The following is a 21,466-nucleotide window of genomic DNA, read 5'->3' as shown; positions in this document are numbered from 1 at the left end:
GGCGAGCAAACCGCGGATGCCAGCCAACCGATTCACCTTTGCAAGCGAGCGCATCACCTATGACGGAGCCGAAAGACAATCTGAGCGCCCATCAGGAACTGCCGACGAATGAACGTGACTTCATCCTGCGCTGGCTGCATCGCGTCATGCGCTTGGCAGCCTACCTGCTGGCGATCGCGATGGTGGTGGTCATCCTGGTCGGCGTCGCCAGCGTCATCCACACCATCTACCTGAATCTGGCTACCCCGCCGTACTTCCTGATCCCGGACATCATCAAGACGTTCGGGGCGTTCCTGGCTGTGCTGATCGCCTACGAGATCTTCTCCAACATCACGTTGTACATCCGTGCTGACGTCTTCCCGATGAAGCTCGTAGTCGCCACGGCCATCATGGCGATCTCTCGGAAGCTCATCATCCTGGACATGGAGGAGTACTCGGCCCTGGACCTCGTCGGAATGGGCAGCGTCATCCTCGGTCTCGGCTTGGCCTACTGGCTGATCTCGATCGCCGACGCCCGCGGCGCCAGCGGCAGGGCCGGCTCTCTTCTAAGCGGCGCTCATACCCTGACGCCGAGCAGCAAGACCGACACCCCCTAGCGACACCCCCTAGCGCCCGATCGCCCTGATCCGCGTACAACCTCAACCCCGCCACGGAGAACAGAGAATCATGTTGAATTGGGATGACCCACTCGCCAGTGCCCGCACGCACAAGCGCACCACCAACGCAACCCCGCCGACTGACCTGGCGCCACCGGTCGAGTCCAATGAGCAGGGGTTGAACGATTCAGAGGACTTCGAGCTGTCCGGACCGCAGCAAGGCGCAACCCATGACGGTGGGGACCCGGTGCGTCCGGGTGGCGGAATGGTGTCGAATGCCGCCTTGATGGCCACTGCCGGCAGTGCACCAGTCGTGAGCCCCAATCCCGGGCCTCATCAGCCTGCCCTGCTCGATGACGACCCGCCGAGGGCGCTCAAGGCCAAGGACGAGTCGGGCGCCTCGGCACAAGCGATGGCCCCGGTGTCCGCGATTGAGACCTCCGCCGCGGGCGGGGCGACCGGCCTCGAGGACCTCGAGATCGGCGCCGGCCGGGTGCGCGTCGATGACAAGCGGATCATCAACTGCCACGCCGACCTCAACCAGCTCGTGCCCTTCAAGTACGACTGGGCCTGGCAGAAATACCTTGACGCCTGCGCCAACCACTGGATGCCGCAGGAGATCAACATGAACGCGGACATCGCGCTCTGGAAGGACCCACAGGGCCTCACCGACGACGAGCGCACCATCATCAAGCGCAACCTCGGCTTCTTCTCGACCGCCGACTCGCTCGTCGCCAACAACCTGGTGCTCGCGGTCTACCGGCACATCACCAACCCCGAGTGCCGCCAGTACCTGCTGCGTCAGGCCTTCGAGGAGGCGCTTCACACCCACGCCTATCAGTATGTCGTCGAGTCCCTGGGGCTGGACGAGGGTGAGATCTTCAACATGTACCGCGAGGTCCCGTCGGTCGCGCGCAAGGCCGAGTGGGCGCTGCCCTACACCCAGTACCTGGCCGACCCGCACTTCCACACCGGCACCCCGGAGAACGACCGCCGACTGCTGCGTGAGTTGGTCGCCTTCTATGTGATCTTCGAGGGGATCTTCTTCTACGTCGGCTTCGTACAGGTCTTGAGCATGGGCCGACGCAACAAGATGACCGGCACCGCCGAGCAGTTCCAGTACATCCTGCGCGACGAGTCGATGCACATGAACTTCGGCATCGATGTGATCAACCAGATCAAGATCGAGAACCCGCACCTGTGGACGGCCGAGTTCAAGGATGAGCTGGTGACGATGATCCGCGATGCGGTCCAGCTCGAGGCCGACTACGCCCATGAGACCATGCCGCGCGGCGTGCTCGGGCTGAACGCGCCGATGTTCGAGGAGTACCTGCACTTCATCGCGAACCGACGCTGCGCGCAGATCGGCCTGCCGGAGCAGTATCCCGGCGCGACCAATCCGTTCCCCTGGATGTCCGAGGTGCTGGACCTGAAGAAGGAGAAGAACTTCTTCGAGACCCGGGTCACCGAGTACCAGACCGGTGGCGCGCTGAGCTGGGATTGAGGTCCAGCCGCGATCTCAGATCGAATCGATCGGGCTGCTCACCTGCATGAGATCAGCCCGATTGCCGAGCCGCGCATAGCGCATCGTCGTCGCGATGTCCGTATGGCCAAGCAAGCCTTGGAGCGTGCGGATATCGCAACCGCTCTCCAGCACATGGATGGCAAAGGCATCCCGCAATGCCTGCGCATTGACGCGGGTGCTGATTTGCGCGCTCTGCGCTGTCGAACGGAGCGCGCGCTGTAACGAGGACGCATGCAGATGCGTGCGCCCAACCTGCCCGGATGCCGGATCGCGTGAAAGCTGCGCACTCGGAAAGACATACTGCCAAGCCCATTCACGTGCAGCCTCCGGCGATTCCCCTGCCACTGTCGCTGGCAGGCTGACCGTTGCAACACCGCTCGCCAAATCGTCCCGATACTGCGCAGAGACCTGTTGCAAATGCTGTCGCAGCCGCTCATGCAGCGTCTCCGGTAGAGGGAGCTCCCGATCTTTTTCTCCGTTGCGATCGCGCACACTGATCCTGCGCTGCTCGAAATCGATATCGCGCACCCTGAGGCGCACGCATTCCATTAGGCGCATCCCTGTCCCATAGAGCAGATGCGCCATCAGCCCTAGGCTGCCACTCATCGTCTCGAGAAGGCGCTTGACCTCCTCGCGCTCGAGCATCGTCGGCGGCTGCCGCTGTGGCCTCCTCCTGTCGACTGAAGCGCCGTCAAGCGGCTTATCCAAGACGTGCTGAAAAAAGAACGCGACGGCATTATAGGCTAGGCTCTGGGTCTTCGGCGCCAACCCACAGTCTTCTTCGAGATGCCGCAGAAAACGCTGGACATCCGCTTGTTCGATCTGTTCTCGCTCCTTATCGGAACAAAACGCGAGAAACCGGTTACACCAATCGATATAGGACTGCTCAGTGCGCACCGAATACCTGCGCTGCTGAACAGCTGCCGCCAATTCGTTCAAAATTGGAAAGGTCTGTGCAGCGCGCGCAATGCGCGGCACACCGGTCGCGACTGTCGTATGGGTGCCGGGAGCATCAACCGCTCTTGACGGGGATGACGCGGTTTCGGGAGAGACCGCACGGCGGCGCTCCAACCAGCCTGACCAGTCGACGTCTTGTCCGGCCGGCGTGCGCGTCAGTTGCAGCAGCAACAAGCGCAGCGCCCCAATGGCCCGGCGCACCTGCTCGTCCTCGAGATCAGGGCGCTGGCAGAGTCGTTCGAGATAGTCGCTCACCGCATCGGTGGAGAGGGCATGCAGCGTAGCGGGTCGAAGTGCCCGCAGAAACGCCTCGACCGCGCTGACATACTCCGGATGCTCCGACTCGGGCACCCCGGTATCCTCTAAAAGACTGATATATCGCTGTTTCTGAGATAATGCAACCGGTTCCCTCGAGGGCTGCCTGGCGCCGTTCTGTGACATTTTCAGGAAACCTGTTGAACTAAGCTGATATCAGTCTAGCTCGCAAGCAGATAAACGCAATCGCTCGTCGTCGAGCCTGACATCATGCCAAGCACCGGCAGCGCTGTGCGCTCTCTAGCACACGGGTCCACGCGTACTAAATCTTGGGGACTGCCTTGTTGCACTCCACTGGCACTGCAAGGCCCTAACGATCATGGCGGCCAGCCACCCTGAAGAATGAGACGATCCCCGATTGTCTCACGGTAACAGGATGACTTCTGCAGCCTTCCAAATCGGGGACACTTGTGCAAGTCAAGCGGTCGTTTTGAGCGCGCTATTAGGGGCGCCGACGGAGGGGACTTGCAGCTACTGCAAATAAGACGCTTATACAGCCGATATCGATCGTGGCTCACGATCGGCGCCCGCGGGCGCCGATCGTCGCATTAGCCCTGCGGCTCAATGCGGGCTGTCTCTAGCTGAATACCGATGGGTCCCCGAGGCAGCCATATCTCTTGCAGCTCACCCTCTCGGCGCACTTGAACCGGGACCAGTTCTCCGCTGATCCCATCGCTGGTCGCATTCCGCAGATCGCGGGGATCGAAGATTGCCGCCTCCGCGTAGCGCTCGACGACGTCGCCGGGCATAAGACCATTCTGATCACCCGCCGAGCCGGGAATCACCGCATCGACCAACACCCGGTTATCTGAGCCTGTCTCATAGAGGAACCGATCATAGATCTCGGGGCCAACCTCATCCCGCACCGACACTCGGTCCGCGTTGATCCGCTGCAGCTCCTCCCGATAGCGATCACTGTTGATCCAGCCCTCCCTAATCGCCCGATCGCGGAGCTCCAGCCGGCGCAGCGAAACCTCACTGCGCCGCAGCACCAGGTCCTCAGCGACATCGATCGCGACACCCGCCTGGACCAAGGCGTCGCGCTGCTGCTCTGGCGTCCGAGCGCGCCGAGGGCGGTCATCCTCATCCCGCTCTGCTGCGGCCGCAGGTACTGGCCGACGTTCCAGCATCGCGACCCGCTGACGCAGGTCGGCGAGCTCCGACTGCATTCGGCCCCAGGCATCGCTGATCCGATCGATGCGCTCGATAAACTCTGGCGGCGGTGCTGCGACAGAAGGCTCAACCTCCGGTTCAGCCGTCGCCGCCTTGGCCGCCTCGGTTGATTCCTCCTCGCCAGACTCGACGGTTAGCGCTGTCGCTGCGGGCGCTTGCCCTTGATCAGCTAGCGGCGCTGTCTCGGGCTGTTGCTCGCCGGGCGCTGAGAACACGAGTGCGCCAGCCGTCAGTCCAGCAAAGAAGGTCAGGGTTGGTGTGATCAGGGTAGCGATTTTGAACATAGGCAGGCATCTGAGCGGTTAGATCCAATCGGCGTTTACGATGGGCGCGGTATGACGGAACCCAGCGACCTCCGAAGCGAGGATGAGCAGGCGAGTCCGACCAGCATTCCGACGGAGACGGACCCGCTCTGCCCCATTCGATCCCTGTTTGGTCCCTCTGTTCCAGACGCGTCTGGCCGCCAGCGAATCATCGGAGGTTCCGACCAGCGCCGCCGAGCACCCGCGCAGCGACCCGGGGCGAGCGCGCGGGGCCTCTGCGCCCGGCCCGTAATGCTTAGGCGATTTCTGTCAAAGCTCATACCGCCTTGCTGGTCTTTTCGCTCGCCTTCTTCGTCGCGCCGCCGGTCACATAGCCCGGCTATGCTCCCGGCGACGTTCCTCGAAGGCAAACGAAAATCCTGCGCAATTCGGTACGAGCTCTTCCGGCAATCGTCTTAGGAATCGTCCATCATTTGCTTCCCGGAGCCGCAACGACCGGCGGCTCTGCAATCGGGACGTCGTCTCTGGACAGCCACTCGCCTACAAGACGGTCCAGTCCACCCTCCAAGGCCCGATGCAGCGCCTCAAGGCCTCGGCCTCCGAAACAACGACGCCGCGGTATCATGGCAAGGTCGATCGAGAGGCAGCACATTTGGAGGAGGGCCCGACTGCCTCGCAATGACCCTGCACGCCCAGATCATGCCGCCGCGAGGGCCTGATCCAGATCGGCGATGATGTCGTCGACATGCTCGATGCCGATCGAGAGCCGAACCAGATCCTCGGAGACCCCGGCAGACTCGAGCTCCGCTGCCGAGAGCTGCCGGTGGGTCGTGGTCGCCGGGTGGCAGGCCAGGGTCTTCGCATCCCCGATATTAACGAGTCGGACCGCAAGCTTGAGCGCATCGATGAAGCGGGCGCCAGCCTCGCGGCCACCGCCTGATCCGGAACCAGAGCCGGAGCGGATGCCGAACGACAGGATCGAGCTCGCCTTGCCGCCGTCCATGTACTGCTGCACCAGCGGATAGTCCGGGCTGTCCGGCAGGCCCGCATAACGGACCCATTCCACCTTCTCATGCGCCTTGAGGAACTCGGCGACGGCCATCGCGTTCTCGCAATGGCGGTCCATGCGCACCGGCAGGGTCTCGATCCCTTGCAGGATCAAGAAACTGTTGAACGGCGAGATCGCGCTGCCCATGTTGCGCAGCGGCACCACGCGCGCCCGACCGATGTAGGCGGCAGGGCCGAGCGCCTCGGTATAGACCACCCCATGGTACGAGACATCGGGTTCGTTCAGCATCGGGAAGCGCTCGGCGTGCTCGGCCCAGGGGAAGTTGCCGGAGTCCACCAGCACCCCGCCGATGGTGGTGCCGTGCCCGCCCATGTACTTGGTCAGCGCGTGCACGACGATGTCAGCGCCATGCTCAAACGGGCGGCACAGGTAAGGGCTGGGCACCGTGTTGTCGCAGATCACCGGCACCCCCTGCGCGTGGGCCATCTCCGCAACGGCCTTGAGATTGGCGACGTTGCCAGCCGGATTGCCGATTGACTCGCAGAAGACCGCCTTGGTGTTGGCATCGATCTGCGCAGCCATCGCATCGATGTCGTTGGGCTTGACCAGCCGGACCTCGATCCCGAGCCGCGGCAGTGTATGTGCGAACAGGTTGTAGGTCCCCCCGTAAAGGGTCGAGGTGGCGATGATGTTGTCGCCGGACTGGGCCAGCGTGAAGATCGCATTCGTCACAGCCGCCATCCCGGACGCCAAAGCCAGCGCACCCACCCCCCCTTCCATCGCCGCGACCCGTTGCTCGAGCACGTCGCTGGTCGGATTCATGATTCGGGTGTAGATATTGCCCTGGACCTTCAAATCGAATAGGTCAGCACCGTGTTGGGTATCGTCGAACGCATAGCTGGTCGTCTGGTAGATCGGCGTCGCGACTGACTTCGTCGTCGGGTCCGGTTCAAAGCCGGCATGAATGGCCATGGTCTCGAGTTTCATCGTCTCCTCCAGGGGCTGCGGTGATAGCCTGCTCTGTATTCTGATGCAAAGGCGGCAGGGGGTGGATAGCATAGCGGATCGGGCCGTCGACTCGGGTTCGCTGTGAGCAACGGCCACTCACCACCTAAGACGATCAAGCGTGCCGCGGTCGGCAACCACCATCATCCGAGGAGGACACCATGGTCGAGATCAAACACAAAGACACGGGCGAGGTGCTGGCCTCGGTCGAAGGCGATTCGCTCATCGGCGCCGATCTACGCGATATGCGGCTGAACGGCGCCGACCTGCGCGGCATGGACCTGACCGACGCGAATCTCGAGTTCAGCGATCTGGTCGGAGCCGATCTGCGCGAAGCAACCCTTGTCGGGGCCAGACTGCTTAGCGCCCACCTCAACGAAGCGATGCTGAGCGGCGCGGACCTATCACGGGTGCGGGCCGGCTCGGAACGACCGGCGGCAGCCGCAGTACTCAGCCAGTGCGATCTCAGTGATGCGATCTTGGACGGTGCCGACCTGCGAAAGGCCGAGGTCCGTTTCGCCACACTGCAGCGGGCGCGTCTGAATGGCGCCGACATGCGCGGCGCTGATTTCTGCCACAGCAACCTCTGTCATGTCACCGCCCCACGCGCGCTCTTCATCCAGGCCAATCTGCGCGAGGCCAACCTGTGCTCGGCCGATCTTCGCGATTGCCACCTCAACGACGCGAATCTGGTCAACGCCAACCTCCGCGAGGCCGATCTGACCAGCTCGCAGGCGGGCGGTTTCACAGTGATCAACCTGGCCAACCTCGAAGGTGCCGATCTCAGCTGGGCCCGGCTACACAACGTCTCGGCGCAGGATGCGAACCTCCGCAACGCCGACCTGACCGGGGCCGACCTCACCGGGGCCGTCCTCGGCGGCGCCATCCTGCGCGGCGCGATCGTCACCGATGCCGATTTCAGCGGCGTCCAGCTCGCCAGCGTAACCATGGAGTTCGCCAACTTCTCGAAGGCTCGCAACGCCAAGATCCCGAGCTATAAGAAGAATCTGCGCTAATCCAGCCTAAGAAGCCCTAACAGAATGCCCGCTCTAGCCAGTTAGATCAGGAGGTTGTGCGAGTCAAGCGGCTGTTTTGATAGGGCATCTAAGGCGCCGGCGCGGATGGCAGCCCATCCGCGCCTGGGAATCGCCAGGGGCTTGTTCATCATTTGCCTCCAGCAGCTGCCGGCACCCGTTGCCTCGGAATCGGGAAGTCATCTGCTGACGGGCACTCAGCCGCCGCACCAACGGACAGTCCGGCAGCACGCGCGCTGCCGACCGCGCGCCGAACGAGCGGCCACGCCCATCTATACTCATCGCAGATCAGTTTTCGGCGTTTCGAGCCCGCTCCGGGTCGGGCAGCGGCAATCGGGGGACGCCGTGAATCCATCCTTGGAGGCTTGACGACGGCTTCCATGCCGTCGACACCCCCAATTGCCGCTACCCGACCCTCCGCTACGCCCTGCCGTCGACTGACGTGGTTTGGGTATATGGATGCTTGCGCCGCATCACCATTTCTGCGACAAAGCCGGCGCGCTGTTTGAACCACCCCGGCCCGGGCGCCGCGCTTGCCGGCAAGAGCCGCCCGGGGCACCAAGATGGAAAGCTGTGGTATGCCCTACTTCGTCTACAAGATCCGGCCCAACCTCGTCCTGACCCATATCGATACCAAGGACCGCTACCAGGATGCCCGCAGCATCGTGCGTCACCTCCGCGCCGAGCGCGCCGAAGGCGATGACGCCGACTACCGGATGATCTTCGCCAAGCACCAATCAGAGGCCGAGAAGCTCCTTTCCCGCCCAAAAGACGAGCGCGTCATCGGCGAGGACTAACGCTCATGGCAGGGCGCCATCCCGGACGATGAATCCCGCATGATTCATCCCATTGAAGAGCAACGGGGCGCGCTGCACCTTGTGCGGCGCTGGCTGGCACAACGGCAGATGCGACTGCGGGAGACGCCCGGCCGGTGCAGGTCGCGCCGGCCGGGCCGATCTCAACGCGGTGCTCGATAGGTTTCGCTGCGCCCGCCCGGATGGCTCAGCACGAGCTGCCAGAGATCATCGTGGCGCGAACGGAAGGACCCCGCCGAGCAATGCAGGTAGTACCTCCACATGCGCCGGAAGCGCGCGTCGTAGCCAGCATCGGCGAGCGCTGGCCAGGCCTGCTCGACGTTCGCCCACCAGGCCATCAAAGTACGATCGTAGTCCGGTCCGAACGCATGCCAGTCCTCGAACACGAAGCGCGATCGCAGCGCCTGGGCGAGCCGCTCGGCATTGGGCAGCTCGCCGTTGGGGAAGATATCGCGGTCGATCCAGGGGTCATTGACCGGACTGTCGGCGCTGGGGCCGATGGTATGGAGTAGGAACAGACCGTCCTCTTTCAGCAGCCGCGCGGCGGTGTCGAAGAAGGCCGCGTCGTTATTGCGACCGGCGTCCTCGAACATGCCCACCGAGGCGATCTTGTCGAAACGCCCATCCAGCTCCCGATCACCCTGGAGCCGGACATCGACCGGCAGCCCGGCGCAACACTCCCGCGCCAACTGCGCCTGCTCGCGCGAGCTAGTCAGCCCGACCACCTGCGCGTCATTGTGACGCGCGGCGTGCTCGGCCAAGCCGCCGCAGCCGATGTCGAGCACCCGTTCGCCGGGCTCGAGAACGCCGGGAGCGAGGCCGAAGGGGCTTCTACATCCCGGTTATCGATATCGCCGCGGGCGCATTGAACCAGCGGCGGCCGAAATACCCCAGCCACCCATCGCGCACTGGAACCCGACGGCTCATCGAAAGCCGCCCGCCTGCCAATGAAAATCGCCCGGCATGAAACTCGCCCGGCACGAAACTCGCTTTAGTCGAGGCTACAGCCGAGATCTGTATTCAAGACAGCATCCCGAATGACATTACCTGCAATCTTGCGAATGCCGATTCGCTCGCTCATCGCCTTGCTGATGCTGATCGCGACGGGGCCTCTGACAAGCTCAGCAGCCGATGTGCGGGAGGCGCTGATCATCCCGATCGACGGCGCCATCGGTGCCGCCACCGGCGAACTGGTCGTCACCGGCCTGGAGCAGGCCGCGCGGACCGATGCCGAGATCGTCGTCCTCAGGATGGACACCCCGGGCGGCCTGGATCAGGCGATGCGCCGCATCATCAAGGCGACCCTCGCCTCGCCAGTGCCGGTGGCCAGCTTCGTTGCCCCACCGGGCGCCCGAGCGGCTAGCGCCGGCACCTATATCCTCTACGCCAGCCAGATCGCCGCCATGGCGCCGGCCACTAACCTGGGCGCGGCAACGCCGATTCAGGTCGGCGGAGGCGATCTGCCGGGGCTCGGCGACCGCTTCCCGGCCCCCGAAGCCCCTGCGGACGGGAATGCGGATGTCAACGACGGCGACAACGGTCAGCAGCCCGAGCCCGAGCCCGGGCCCGAGGCCGAGCCGGCCCCAGCAGAAGCCGCTCCCACCATCGCCGCTGACGCCAAGGGGCGCAAGCTGGTCAATGACGCCGTCGCGTACATCCGCGGGCTGGCCGAGCTGCGCGGGCGCAATGCCGACTGGGCCGAGGAGGCGGTGCGCGCCTCGGTCAGCCTGGCATCCGGCGCCGCCGCCGAGCGCGACGTGATCGACCTGGTTGCGAATGACATTCCCACCCTACTCAAGCGCATCGACGGGCGTCGCGTGCAGACCGCAACTGGCGAGCAGGTGCTCGACACCTCAAGCCTCGAGCTGCGCGAACTCGAGGCCGATTGGCGCATTGAGCTACTGTCCGTGATCGCCAACCCGAATGTCGCCTACATCCTGCTGCTGATCGGCATCTACGGGATCATCTTCGAGCTCTCGAACCCGGGCGCCCTATTCCCAGGGATTATCGGTGCGATCAGCCTGCTGCTCGCCCTGTATGCGCTGCAGGTGCTGCCGGTCAATTACGCCGGCGTCGGCCTGATCCTGCTTGGGGTGCTGCTGATGGTCGGCGAGGCCCTAGCGCCGAGCTTCGGGGCCCTTGGTATCGGCGGGCTTGCCGCCTTCCTGTTCGGCTCGGTGATCCTGATGGATGAACAAGGCGTCGCCGTCTCCTGGCCGGTGATCGCCATCACCGCCGGCTTGAGCGCCGCCCTCTCGATCTGGCTGATCGGACGCTTCCTCGGCCTGCGCAGCAGGACCTCGGTGGTGGGCGCCGATCACCTGGTGGGCGAAACCGGCGAGGCACGCGCAGACTTTGGCGGCGCGCCGAACAATGCAGGCCAAGTGCATATTGAGGGCGAGCTCTGGCAGGCCAGTAGTCAGTCACCGGTCCGACGTGGCGAGTCGGTGCGGGTGCTCGCCGTCAAAGGCCTCAAGCTCGAGGTCGCGCCCGTCTCTTCGCCCGACCACGCGCCATCCGCCAACCCTTCGATGGAGTAACCCATGGCCTATAGCGCATTCCTGACCTACCTCCTTCCTCTGGGTCTGATCATCCTGTTCTTGGGCGCGGCGATCCGCATCCTGCCCGAGTATCAGCGTGGCGTCGTCTTCTTCCTCGGCCGTTTCCAAGCAGTCAAGGGCCCCGGACTCATCATCATTGTCCCGGGAATCCAGCAGATGGTTCGGGTCGACCTGCGGGTGGTCACCATGGACATCCCGGAGCAGGACCTGATCACCAAGGACAACGTCACCGTGCGTGTCAACGCCGTGCTCTATTTCAAGGTGGTCGAGTCCGACAAGGCGGTGATCCAGGTCGAGGATTTCCAAATGGCCACCAGCCAGTTGGCACAGACGACGCTGCGCTCCGTGCTCGGCCAGCACGACCTCGACGAGCTGCTCTCCGAGCGCGAGCGGCTCAATCGCGACATCCAAGACATCCTCGATGATCAGACCGACGCTTGGGGCATCAAGGTGGTCAATGTCGAGATCAAGCACGTGGATCTGAACGAGAGCATGATCCGCGCGATCGCCCGTCAGGCCGAGGCCGAGCGCAACCGCCGCGCCAAGGTGATCAATGCCGAGGGCGAGATGCAGGCCTCTGAGCGCCTGCGCGGCGCGGCGGAGGTCATCTCCACGCAACCGCAGGCGTTGCAACTGCGCTACCTGCAGACCCTCGCCGACATGTCCAGCGATCGCGCTACCACCGTCGTCTTTCCGCTGCCGATGGAATGGCTCAGCGCCCTCACCGGCGCTCCCGGTACGACGCACTCATCACCGCAAGAAGCCGATTCCGAGGCGTCGGAACGCCCGGCGTGAGGATTTGGCATCATCCGTGCATTTTCTCGGCCACATTGACCCGCCACATCGACCTGTCGCTGGAGGACACATGGCAAACGAGCTTAACAACCGGACCATTGGGGTTCTGGTCGAGAATCTCTTCGAAGACCTGGAGCTCTGGTATCCGCTGATTCGAATGCGCGAGGCGGGTGCGCAAACCCGGCTCATCGGCACTGCGAAAACGACCTATCGGGGCAAGCATGGCCTGACTGCTGATGCCGAAGAGGCTGCCGGCTCAGTCCGCGCGGATGAGCTCAATGCGCTGATCATCCCAGGCGGCTATGCCCCCGATAGGATGCGTCGCGACCAGCCGCTGCTCGAGCTGGTACAAGGCGTCTCGGTATTGGAACGGCCCATCGCCTTCATCTGTCACGCCGGCTGGGTGCCGATCTCGGCGGAGGTCGTGCGCGGCCGACGCGTCACCTCGGCACCGTCGATCAAAGATGATCTGCGCAACGCCGGTGCTGAGTGGGAGGACGAAGCGGTGGTCGTCGATGGCCCACTGATCTCGAGCCGGCACCCGGGCGATCTGCCGATGTTCTGCCAAGCCCTGATCGCACAGCTGAGCTGAGGGTCCGCATGCAATCGGTTGCCGGGCAAATCACCCAAACGATGGTGGATCGCCCCTTAACGCGGTGCTGCCAGTGCCCGCCCCCCGGGTCCTCCTCTCCCTCGGTCCAGCCGCCGCGATCGAGCAGATAAGGATGACGTGCAATCCGGCCCGGCTCCCGTTCAATCTCGCCCGGTGGCAGCGCGAAATCCACGGCGCCACTGGCGATGGCGTTACCGGGCATACCGAAATACTGCGCGGTGTCCTCGTCCTGCGCAAAGGGCATCCCGCCAGCGACCTTGATCGCCTGGAGCCCGCGGGTGCCGTTTCCGGACCCGGAGCGTAGGATGGATGTGTGCCTAGGATGGATTCAGTCTCTTGTTGTCGCATAGCACAGCAAATTCGGCGCTAGCCCTGTCGCAGCGCCCGTGCGATGGCGACACAGACTGGACGCGAGCACCCAAGTGGTTGCTTTAGACAGCCCTTTGGTTCTAAAGACCCGATCCTAGCCGGCAGCTCAGTGACTGGAGCGTCGCGCCATGGACGGCGAGAGACGATCACGAGAACGGCATGCTCATTGCAGAAGGCTCATTGAAATCGAAGGAGGCGCAGCGACGAGGCGTATCAAAGCGAGCGCATCTGCGCCATCCAACCCCTCTTGATCATCGATAACCCATGGAGACATGAGCCATGCAACTGCAAGAGTTTCTCGGACAGGTCCAACATCAGGCTCGGATGAGCTCGATCGATGAAGCGCTGAGCGCCACCCGGGCGACGCTTGAAACGCTCAGCGAGCGTCTGCAGGGCGGCGAGCCCGAGAATCTTGGTGCGCAATTACCGGGCGAGCTCAAGCTCATGCTCGACAGCCATCGTGACAAGACCGAGACCTTCTCCTCGGACGACTTCCTGCAACGCGTCAGCGAGCGCGAGGGCGCCGACCTGCCGGCGAGTGTGTTCCATACCCGGGCCGTGCTCAATGTTCTGAAGGATGCGGTGACACCGGGCGCCATCGACCATGTGCGCGATCAGCTCCCGGCCGACTATCAACGGCTGTTCGATGCCGGCAGCGAAGGCAAGATGTCGCATTGAGCCGGTCGCATTGAGCCGGCCCCATGATCCGGCCCCATGATCCGGCCACAGCCACCGTGATCGCATCCGAATACCAGGGTTGGGCCTATCGCAGTGCGACCATGGCCCAACCGGAATCATCATCAAGCACACCCGAGAGTCATGATATGTCAGTATCCAGTCGCACCTTGACGCCGTTTTCAGCGGCCGCTCTGCTCGGTCCTTTTCTGCTTCCACTCTGGGCGCCTCAGGCGATTGCCGAGACCGGCAACGCGGAATCTCAGGCCCAGCAAGGCGAGCAGATCGCCGAGCAGATCTGTACCACCTGCCACCGCGTTCCTGATGAAGGCGGCGCCCCCGTCGGTCCAGAGTTCGGTAAACTCGCTGAGCGCAGCGATTGGACCGCGCCGCAATTGCAGCAGATCCTCAATACCGAGCAGCACGAAGAAGCGGTGCCGGCAAGCAAGCTCCAGCTGGAAGCCGTAGCCAGCTATCTCAATCAGCTCGACGATTGAGCGGCTCAGACCGCTCCCCCTGCTGCCAGTGCAGGGCGTGCCCGGGGGGCAGATCATCGTTGGCAAGGCCAGAAGGAAAGACTCACCATGCATCCGCCCCTCCACCCTCTGCTCCTCGGCACCACCTTCAGTGTGCTCGCCTCGCTCCCGGTCGCGTCCGTCGGAGCCAGCGGCGAGTCCCTCTACAATCCCGAAGCGGTAGTCCCGCCGCAGTGCTATACCAAGCACGAAGGCAAACACAATCCCTGCTATGTCTGCCACCAAAGTCATCAGGGCGAGCCGCGGCTCAATGCGATGAACGATGCGCGGCTGCAGTCGGAGTACGACTTCGCCAAGGAGGCTTTCCACAATCACTGGACCAACCTGTTCGTCGACCGCAGCGAGCGTATCGCCGCGATCAGCGACCGCGAGATCCTCGCCTACGTGGCCGAGGATAATGTCACGCCGCTGGCCGCCCGCCTCGATGAGCAAGGCTGGCCCGGCTATGTGCCGCGCATGCAGGATCTGGACAAGGGCGCCGACGCCTTCGACGAGGCTGGCTTCGCCCGCGATGGCAGCGGCTGGGTCGCCTTCAATTACAAGCCTTTGCCGAGCACCTTCTGGCCCACCAACGGCTCCATCGATGACGTCTTCGTCCGCCTACCGCCGCGGTTCCAGAAGAATGCTGACGGCGAGCCGGACCGGCGCATCTATCAGCTCAACCTCAGCGCCCTGGAGGCGGCCATCAAGGACCTGGACAGCCTCTCGATCCCGACGACCGACGAGACGGCCTTGGGCCGGGACCTTGACGGCGACGGCGTGCTAAGCAAGCAGGTTACCCGGCTGCGCCGCCCGGCGAGCTATTTTGGCGCTGCGGCAGACGAGCCCCTGGCTCGATTCCTCTACCCAGAGGGTACCGAGTTCCTGCACAGCGTCCGCTACCTGGGCATTGGAAAGGACGGTGCCATCGCGGCACCGCCGCGCATGAAGGAGCTGCGCTACATGAAGAAGCACCGCTTCCTCGGACCCGACGAGGTGGCAGCGCGCTACGCGGCCTTCGAGGAAGCGGAGGGTGGCTTCCAAGAGGTGCCGGGCTACGGCATGGACAATGGCTTCGGCTGGTACGTACTCGGCTTCATCGAAGACGCCGAGGGCGCCCTGCGCCCGCAGACCCACGAGGAAGGCCTGTTCTGCATGGGCTGTCACACCAGCATTGGAGCGACCATCGACCAGACCTTCGCCTTCCCTCGCAAGATCACCGGCGTCCGCGGCTGGGGCTACATCGATTTGCACGGCATGGAGGACGCCCCACTGCGCGGCGACACACGGCCGGAGATCCTCCAGTACTTTGAGCGCGTGGGCGGCGGCGACGAGTTTCGCGAGAACAAGGAGCTGTTTGAGCGCTTCTTCACGGACAACAACGAGGTCCTGACCGACAAGGTGCGCGGGCGCGACGTCTACGACTTGATCATTCCCTCGCGCGAGCGCGCGCTCGCGCTCAACAAGGCCTATCTCACGATTGTGCGCGAGCAGAGCTACGTCCGCGGTCGGGACGCCAACCTCGACCCGATGCGCAACGTCTACCGCGAGGTCGATCCGGAGACGTCCCCGACGCTGCCCGATGACAAGATCTTCAAAGGCGAGATCCGTCTCGACTGGAGCGCGACAGACTAGGCTGGATTGCTGTCAGACTCATCCGCGCTTAAGCAGCGTGCGCAGCGCCTCAAGCGAGCGGGTGTTGATCACGTCATCGGCCTCGAGCCAGCCGCGACGCGCTTGGTCGACACCGAAGCGGATGTAGTCCAGATGGGTGCTGCTATGGGCGTCGGTCGAGATCGCGACCTTGACGCCGATCTCCTTGGCGAGGCGGCAATCGGCATCGCTGAGATCAAGCCGCTTCGGCTGGGCGTTGACCTCGAGGAAACAGCCGCGCTCGGCCGCCGCCGCGAGCACCCGCTCCAGATCCAACTCATAGGAATCGCGCTTACCGATCAGACGCCCGCGCGGATGGCCAAGGATGGAGAAATTCGGGTTCTCCATCGCCCGCAGCACCCGCTCGGTCTGCTGCTCGCGCGAGCGATCGAGCTTGTCGTGGATCGAGCAGACACAGAGGTCGAGCTGCTCGAGGATGGAATCCGGGAGGTCGAGCGAGCCGTCCGCCAGGATGTCGACTTCCGCGGACTTGAGCACTGTGATCCGACCGTCAAGCTCATCGTTCAGCCGATCGATGCGCTCGATCTGCTCGCGTAGCCGGGTCTCGTCGAGGCCGCCGGCGACGGTCAGGTTCTGGGTGTGATCGGTGATCGCCAGGTACTCATAGCCGCGCTCGGCGCCGGCCTCGGCCATCGCCCGCAGGCTCTCGTGCCCATCGCTGGCCCGGGTATGGCAATGCAGATCGCCGCGGATGGCGTCAAGCTCGATGAGCTGCGGCAGCCGACCCTGCTGCGCGGCCTCGATCTCGCCGTGATGCTCGCGCAGCACCGGCTCGATATACGGCAGGTCCACGCTGGCGTAGACCTCCTCCTCGGTGCGCCCGGCGATGCGCTCGTCGTCGCGGAAGACACCGTACTCGTTGATCTTGAGGCCGCGCTCGACCCCCATTCGGCGCACGGCAATGTTGTGCGCCTTGGAGCCGGTGAAGTAATGCAGCGCGGCGCCGTAGGCGGCCTCTGGCATCAGGCGCAGGTCCACCTGCAGGCCCGAGCGCAGCACCACCGTGGAGCGGGTCTCACCCTGGGAGACGATCTCCCGGACCTCGTCATGGCCGGTGAATTGCTCCATTACTGCTGACCCTTCCTCGGCGGTGACCAAGATATCGAGATCGCCGACCGTCTCCTTGCGGCGGCGGAAGCTGCCGGCGACGGTGAGCTGCTGGACGCCTTCGATCCCACCCAGATCCCTGACGAGCGTTTCAGCGACCTCCTCGGCCTCCATCAAGCGCGTGCGCGCCTCCTGGCCCTGGCGCCGGGCCAGATGCTCGGCGATGGTCTCCTCGGTCTTGCGGCCAAAGCCCTCGAGCTGGCGCACCCGCTGCTGATCGACGGCCTGCTTGAGATCATCGAGATTGTCAATTCCCAGGTCCTGATGCAGCGCCTTGACCCGCTTCGGCCCCAGCCCGGAGAGCTGCATCAGCTCGCTCAATTGGGCTGGCAGGGTCTCCTCGAGCTCGTCGAGCTGGGGCAGCTCGCCGGTCTGCGCGATGGTCGCGATCTTTTCGGCCATACGCTGGCCGATATCGGGCAGCTCGGTCAGGTCGGCGCCGTTCTCGACCCGATCGGCCAGGCTCTGTGCCAGCCCAGAGACGGTCTGGGCGGCTTGGCGATAGGCACGTACCCGGAAGGCATCGCTGCCACCGATCTCGAGCAGATCGGCCGCGCGCTCGAGCCGATCAGCGATTTCTTGGTTATGGATCGTCATGATGTCTGATGAGCTGTTTTGGTGACTGTCCATTTTCTACTTCCCGATCATCGCCCAGCAGTGACCCTCAAATCGGGAAGACGTTGATGGACGGTTTCTTAGGCGATTGCCGGAAAAGCTCGTACCGAACTGCGCAGGATTTTCGTTTGCCTTCGAGGAGCGTCGCCGGGAGCATAGCCGGGCTATGTGACCGGCGGTGCGACGAAGAAGGCGAGCGAAAAGACCAGCAAGGCGGTATGAGCTTTGACAGAAATCGCCTTAGTCGGAATACCCGCCACCGCCTCCACGCGGCCCGCGGGCGAAGAAAGGCGTCCGGCCGCGTGGCACCACCACGATGCCAGAGTCGGTCACCGGCAGGCTGGCGCGGTCCTGCTCGAGGTCCCAGCCAATGCTCGTCTCCCGCTCGATCAGGTTGTGTCGGTCGACGATGACGCGGCGCAGCCGCGCACCCTTGCTGACCCTTGCATAGTCCATGATGATGCTGTCCTCGATCTCCGCGCCCTCCTCGATGACCGCCTCGCGCCGCACGATCGAGTTGCACACGCGGGCGCCCTCCACCAGCGTGGCCGCCCCCAGCAGTGAGTTATCGATCTCGCTGTCCATCACACGCGCCACCGGCCCCTGATAATTGCTCGAGAACACCGGCCAACGGGGATTGAACAGATCCAGGATCGGCTGGGCACCCAAGACGTCCTGGTGCGCCGCGTAATAGGCATCGATGGTGCCGACATCACGCCAATAAGCTTGCTCTTCATAAGACTTGACCCCCGGCACCCGATTGTCGGCAAAGTCATACGCAAACACCCGGCTCCCGGCGAGCATGCGCGGCAGCACGTGGCTGCCGAAATCGGTCTCACCGTTGCGCTGCGCATCGCGCAGTGCGCGCACCAGGCAGCCTGCCCTGAACACATAGTTGCCCATCGACGCATAGACCCGGCTCGGATCATCCGGTATCGGCGTACCCTGTGCCGGCTTCTCCTCGAAACCGCGCACCCGGCCATCGCTGTCGGCAACGATGACGCCGAAGCTCGATGATTCTTCGCGCGCGACCGGGAGCGCGGCGACGGTCACATCGGCGTCGTGCTCAAGGTGATGCTCGATCATCCGGCCGACATCCATGCGATAGACATGATCGGCCCCGAACACCAGCACGAGGTCCGGATGATGCGATTCGATCAGCTCGAGATTCTGGGCCACGGCGTCCGCCGTGCCAGTGAACCAGGTCTTGCCGTTAAGCATCTGCGGCGGCACCACGGTCACGAACTGATCCGGAAACAGCGGCGAGATCGTCCAAGCCTTGCGCACATGCTCGATCAGCGACTGCGACTTGTATTGCACCAGCAGATAGATCGTCGAGATCCCGGAATTGACCAGATTGCTGAGCACGAAATCGATGATCCGGTAGCGCGAGCCAAACGGGACCGCCGGCTTCGAGCGCTTATCGGTGAGCGGACGCAGTCGTGATCCCTGTCCTCCAGCCATCACCATGGCCATGATGCTGTTGCGATTGTCAGCATGTGATTGGGTCGGTTGCATCGATTAGGCTCCTGTCCCCTGTGTCGGTGAGTGACGGTTCAAAACACCACCAATCGTTGACTTGACCCACCCGACACAGGCCAGGAGCTGCTCTGGCTCCTAGGAGCGATTCGATACCCGCCCCCGGTTCTAAAGGCGGATCGGGAAGCTTGGCGTCCTGTCAGAAGCGCTGCGCAGACCGAGATCATGGAGCCTCCATCGCGACGGGTGGTTGTATCCATTTCAGGACTCAAGCAAACGGGGGGCCACACCGCCTTGGCCGGATGTCTATGCGGCACGCTCGTTGCGGCGTCATCTTGGTATCAAACACAGCGTCGCACAGGGCCGTTGCCGAGCGCCGCTCTTTCCCTAGAGCCTGCCCTGGAGTTGAGAGGCAATGAGCGCTGCGATGACCGATGCACAACATCACGCGCGTCGCGGCACGACCTGTTGGGGTGGCGCGACCGCCATCTTGTTCAACCGCCCTTGGATGCGATTGTTGAGCCGCCGAGGCGCTGCCGCCCGGCTTGCTTAGGCCCCGCCTAGGCCTGGTCGAGCTGCGCATCGGCGCCCCGATCGATGCCAAGACGCTCGCGCGGGAAGGTCACGGAGAGGACGATGCCGAGCGCATCGCCAATGCGGCTCAGGAGCGGGTCCGCGGCCTCGGCGTCGACCCCCACGGCGCCTGAACACCAGCAAAGTGCACATCGCGACAAGCCGAGGTAAGGCGCTCCAAGACTCAAGAATACGCCAAACAGGCGTAACTGCCCCGCGATGAGGATGCGGACTGATCGGAGTTGTCCAGCATCGATTCTGGCTCCCGTCGATCTTGTGCTTGCGCCTGGCTTAAATCTTGCTTTATCAAGCTCGACAGCAATGGGAGAGATCGAATGAACCACCAGTCGACTAATAGCCCTAACTCGGCTCAATCCAGCCTTGCAAGATCGCGAGGAGCAGGCTCGCAAGGCTTGCGTATTGGTCGCATTGCCGGTATCGAGGTCACACTCGACTGGAGTCTGCTGATCATCTTCATCCTGATCAGCTTCACCCTCGCCGCCGGCGTATTGCCCACTTGGCACCCGGAGTGGAGCCAGCCGATTATTCTGATCACGGCGGTCACCGCGGCGCTTCTGTTCCTGGCATCGGTCCTGCTGCACGAGCTCTCGCATGCGGTGGTCGGCCGCCGGCTTAGTATCTCGGTGCCGCGCATTACGCTGTTCGTGTTCGGCGGTATGGCGCACATGGAAGGCGAGCCTCGCAGCTGGAAAGACGAGCTTGGCATGGCCATCGCTGGCCCGATCACGAGTCTCGCGCTCGGCTTCGGCTTCCTCTACCTCGCCGGCGCCCTGGCCGGACCGATCGAAGCGGACCCGGAGAAGCCAATGGATCTGCTGTCCAGTCTGGGTCCGGTGGCGACCGTCTTTTTCTGGCTCGGGCCCATCAACATCGTGCTCGGCCTGTTCAATCTGGTGCCGGGTTTTCCCCTCGACGGCGGGCGTGTCCTGCGGGCGGTGCTCTGGGGACTGAGCGGCGATCTGCTGCGCGCCACCCGCTGGGCCGCAGCCGCGGGCCAGGCCTTCGGCTTGCTGCTGATCGCGAGCGGCTTCGCGATGGTCTTTGGGCTCACCGTGCCGGTATTCGGCTCCGGCCCCCTCGGTGGGCTGTGGCTCGCGTTGATCGGCTGGTTCCTGAGCAATGCCGCGGCAATGAGCTATCGCCGGCTCGCGACCGAGCAGGGGCTGGGCAGGATTTCGGTCAGCCGGGTGATGCAACGAGATCCGGCCACCGTCGCCCCCGAGACCAGCGTCCAGGCAATAATCGACGACCATTTGCTCGGTCACGGTCAGCGCGCCTTCCCTGTCGTCAAGGGCAACGACCGTCTGCAGGGTCTGGTCTGCTTGGCCGACATCCGCAAGCTCGAGCCGTCAAAACGCAGCGAAACGCCGGTCTCGGCCATCATGACCCCGGTCGACGAGCTGCAGGTCGCCGCGCCTTCGGAGTCGGCCAGCGCGGTGATGAAGCGGCTCGGGGAGCGCGGTATCAATCAGATGCCGGTGTTGAAGGATGGCCGCCTCGTCGGCCTGATCAGCCGCGAGAACCTGCTCACCTGGTTGTCACTGCAGCAGGGGTCAGCCCATGAGGCCAAGCTATCGGCGCGCAGTTGAAATCGGCCACGCCTTGATCAAGCTGCCATCAACCGGCCGAGCGAATCGGCCGGTGCATGCCAAGGAGTTGTCCATCATTTGCTTCCCAGCGCTGCCGCGACCGCTCTCTCCGAAATCGGGGAGTCATTCCCGGACGGTCACCAAGAGAGCGCCTGGCAACGGCTCAGTCGGCCATAGGCCAGGTGCTC

General features: G+C 63.8%; 17 protein-coding genes and 2 pseudogenes. 12 read left to right on the top strand and 7 right to left on the bottom strand.

Features of this window, described 5'->3' with window-relative positions; all coding sequences use genetic code 11:
- Positions 1-59 precede the first annotated feature (59 nt).
- Together CKO40_RS06690 and CKO40_RS06685 are read left to right on the top strand one after the other, a co-directional pair.
- A complete protein-coding gene (locus tag CKO40_RS06690; protein ID WP_200345426.1) occupies positions 60-596 on the top strand; it encodes a phosphate-starvation-inducible PsiE family protein in 537 nt (178 codons plus the stop codon).
- Between the two features lie 70 nt (positions 597-666).
- A complete protein-coding gene (locus tag CKO40_RS06685) occupies positions 667-2,100 on the top strand; it encodes a ribonucleotide-diphosphate reductase subunit beta (RefSeq protein WP_200345425.1) in 1,434 nt (477 codons plus the stop codon).
- A 15-nt stretch (positions 2,101-2,115) separates the two neighbouring features.
- On the opposite strand, the gene CKO40_RS06680 is transcribed toward CKO40_RS06685, so the two are convergent.
- The 3 genes from CKO40_RS06680 to CKO40_RS06670 form a co-directional block, all read right to left on the bottom strand.
- Positions 2,116-3,429, bottom strand: a complete 1,314-nt coding sequence (locus CKO40_RS06680) for an integron integrase (RefSeq protein WP_200345424.1) — start codon at positions 3,427-3,429, stop codon at positions 2,116-2,118.
- A 512-nt stretch (positions 3,430-3,941) separates the two neighbouring features.
- On the bottom strand, positions 3,942-4,850 hold the full coding sequence (locus tag CKO40_RS06675; protein ID WP_200345423.1) for a PDZ domain-containing protein: 909 nt from the start codon (positions 4,848-4,850) through the stop codon (positions 3,942-3,944).
- 676 nt (positions 4,851-5,526) lie between these two features.
- Positions 5,527-6,825, bottom strand: a complete 1,299-nt coding sequence (locus tag CKO40_RS06670) for an O-acetylhomoserine aminocarboxypropyltransferase/cysteine synthase family protein (RefSeq protein WP_200345422.1) — start codon at positions 6,823-6,825, stop codon at positions 5,527-5,529.
- 179 nt (positions 6,826-7,004) lie between these two features.
- Between CKO40_RS06670 and CKO40_RS06665 the strand changes: the two genes are divergently transcribed.
- Complete coding sequence (locus tag CKO40_RS06665; protein WP_200345421.1) at positions 7,005-7,859, top strand: pentapeptide repeat-containing protein; 855 nt, start codon at positions 7,005-7,007, stop codon at positions 7,857-7,859.
- 596 nt (positions 7,860-8,455) lie between these two features.
- Positions 8,456-8,674 (top strand): hypothetical protein, encoded by a 219-nt coding sequence (locus CKO40_RS06660; protein WP_200345420.1) that lies wholly within the window; start codon positions 8,456-8,458, stop codon positions 8,672-8,674.
- A gap of 161 nt (positions 8,675-8,835) precedes the next feature.
- Here CKO40_RS06660 and CKO40_RS06655 read toward each other — a convergent pair.
- A pseudogene (locus CKO40_RS06655) lies at positions 8,836-9,483 on the bottom strand (class I SAM-dependent methyltransferase); the annotation flags it as partial.
- A 246-nt stretch (positions 9,484-9,729) separates the two neighbouring features.
- Here CKO40_RS06655 and CKO40_RS06650 point away from each other — a divergent pair.
- The 3 genes from CKO40_RS06650 (at position 9,730) to CKO40_RS06640 (ending at position 12,640) form a co-directional block, all read left to right on the top strand.
- Complete coding sequence (locus CKO40_RS06650; RefSeq protein WP_242476875.1) at positions 9,730-11,232, top strand: NfeD family protein; 1,503 nt, start codon at positions 9,730-9,732, stop codon at positions 11,230-11,232.
- Between the two features lie 3 nt (positions 11,233-11,235).
- The gene (locus tag CKO40_RS06645; protein ID WP_200345418.1) at positions 11,236-12,048 is read left to right on the top strand and encodes a slipin family protein; all 813 of its coding nucleotides are present in this window, start codon (positions 11,236-11,238) and stop codon (positions 12,046-12,048) included.
- Positions 12,049-12,118: 70 nt separating this feature from the next.
- Positions 12,119-12,640, top strand: a complete 522-nt coding sequence (locus CKO40_RS06640; protein WP_200345417.1) for a type 1 glutamine amidotransferase domain-containing protein — start codon at positions 12,119-12,121, stop codon at positions 12,638-12,640.
- A gap of 169 nt (positions 12,641-12,809) precedes the next feature.
- Here the strand turns inward: CKO40_RS06640 and CKO40_RS24870 are convergent.
- Positions 12,810-12,968: pseudogene (locus tag CKO40_RS24870) on the bottom strand (chemotaxis protein CheB); the annotation flags it as partial.
- A 341-nt stretch (positions 12,969-13,309) separates the two neighbouring features.
- Between CKO40_RS24870 and CKO40_RS06630 the strand changes: the two are divergent.
- The 3 genes from CKO40_RS06630 (at position 13,310) to CKO40_RS06620 (ending at position 15,855) form a co-directional block, all read left to right on the top strand.
- Positions 13,310-13,708, top strand: a complete 399-nt coding sequence (locus CKO40_RS06630) for a DUF2267 domain-containing protein (protein WP_200345416.1) — start codon at positions 13,310-13,312, stop codon at positions 13,706-13,708.
- A gap of 146 nt (positions 13,709-13,854) precedes the next feature.
- The gene (locus CKO40_RS06625; protein ID WP_200345415.1) at positions 13,855-14,202 is read left to right on the top strand and encodes a c-type cytochrome; all 348 of its coding nucleotides are present in this window, start codon (positions 13,855-13,857) and stop codon (positions 14,200-14,202) included.
- A gap of 87 nt (positions 14,203-14,289) precedes the next feature.
- The gene (locus tag CKO40_RS06620) at positions 14,290-15,855 is read left to right on the top strand and encodes a hypothetical protein (RefSeq protein ID WP_200345414.1); all 1,566 of its coding nucleotides are present in this window, start codon (positions 14,290-14,292) and stop codon (positions 15,853-15,855) included.
- 18 nt (positions 15,856-15,873) lie between these two features.
- Here CKO40_RS06620 and polX read toward each other — a convergent pair whose 3' ends face one another.
- A complete protein-coding gene (gene polX / locus CKO40_RS06615; RefSeq protein ID WP_200345413.1) occupies positions 15,874-17,598 on the bottom strand; it encodes a DNA polymerase/3'-5' exonuclease PolX in 1,725 nt (574 codons plus the stop codon).
- Positions 17,599-17,856: 258 nt separating this feature from the next.
- Complete coding sequence (locus tag CKO40_RS06610) at positions 17,857-19,134, bottom strand: glucose-1-phosphate adenylyltransferase (protein WP_200345412.1); 1,278 nt, start codon at positions 19,132-19,134, stop codon at positions 17,857-17,859.
- A gap of 506 nt (positions 19,135-19,640) precedes the next feature.
- Here CKO40_RS06610 and CKO40_RS06605 point away from each other — a divergent pair.
- Complete coding sequence (locus CKO40_RS06605) at positions 19,641-19,802, top strand: hypothetical protein (protein ID WP_200345411.1); 162 nt, start codon at positions 19,641-19,643, stop codon at positions 19,800-19,802.
- A 279-nt stretch (positions 19,803-20,081) separates the two neighbouring features.
- Positions 20,082-21,278 carry a site-2 protease family protein gene (locus CKO40_RS06600; protein ID WP_242476874.1) on the top strand — a complete coding sequence of 399 codons (1,197 nt, stop codon included), beginning with the start codon at positions 20,082-20,084 and terminating at the stop codon, positions 21,276-21,278.
- Positions 21,279-21,466 lie beyond the last annotated feature (188 nt).

Origin of the sequence: Halochromatium glycolicum (assembly GCF_016584085.1) — a bacterium.
GTDB classification, from domain to species: domain Bacteria; phylum Pseudomonadota; class Gammaproteobacteria; order Chromatiales; family Chromatiaceae; genus Lamprobacter; species Lamprobacter glycolicus.
Note: the sequence above shows the minus strand (reverse complement) of the source record. Positions and strands in the feature narration are given on the sequence as shown.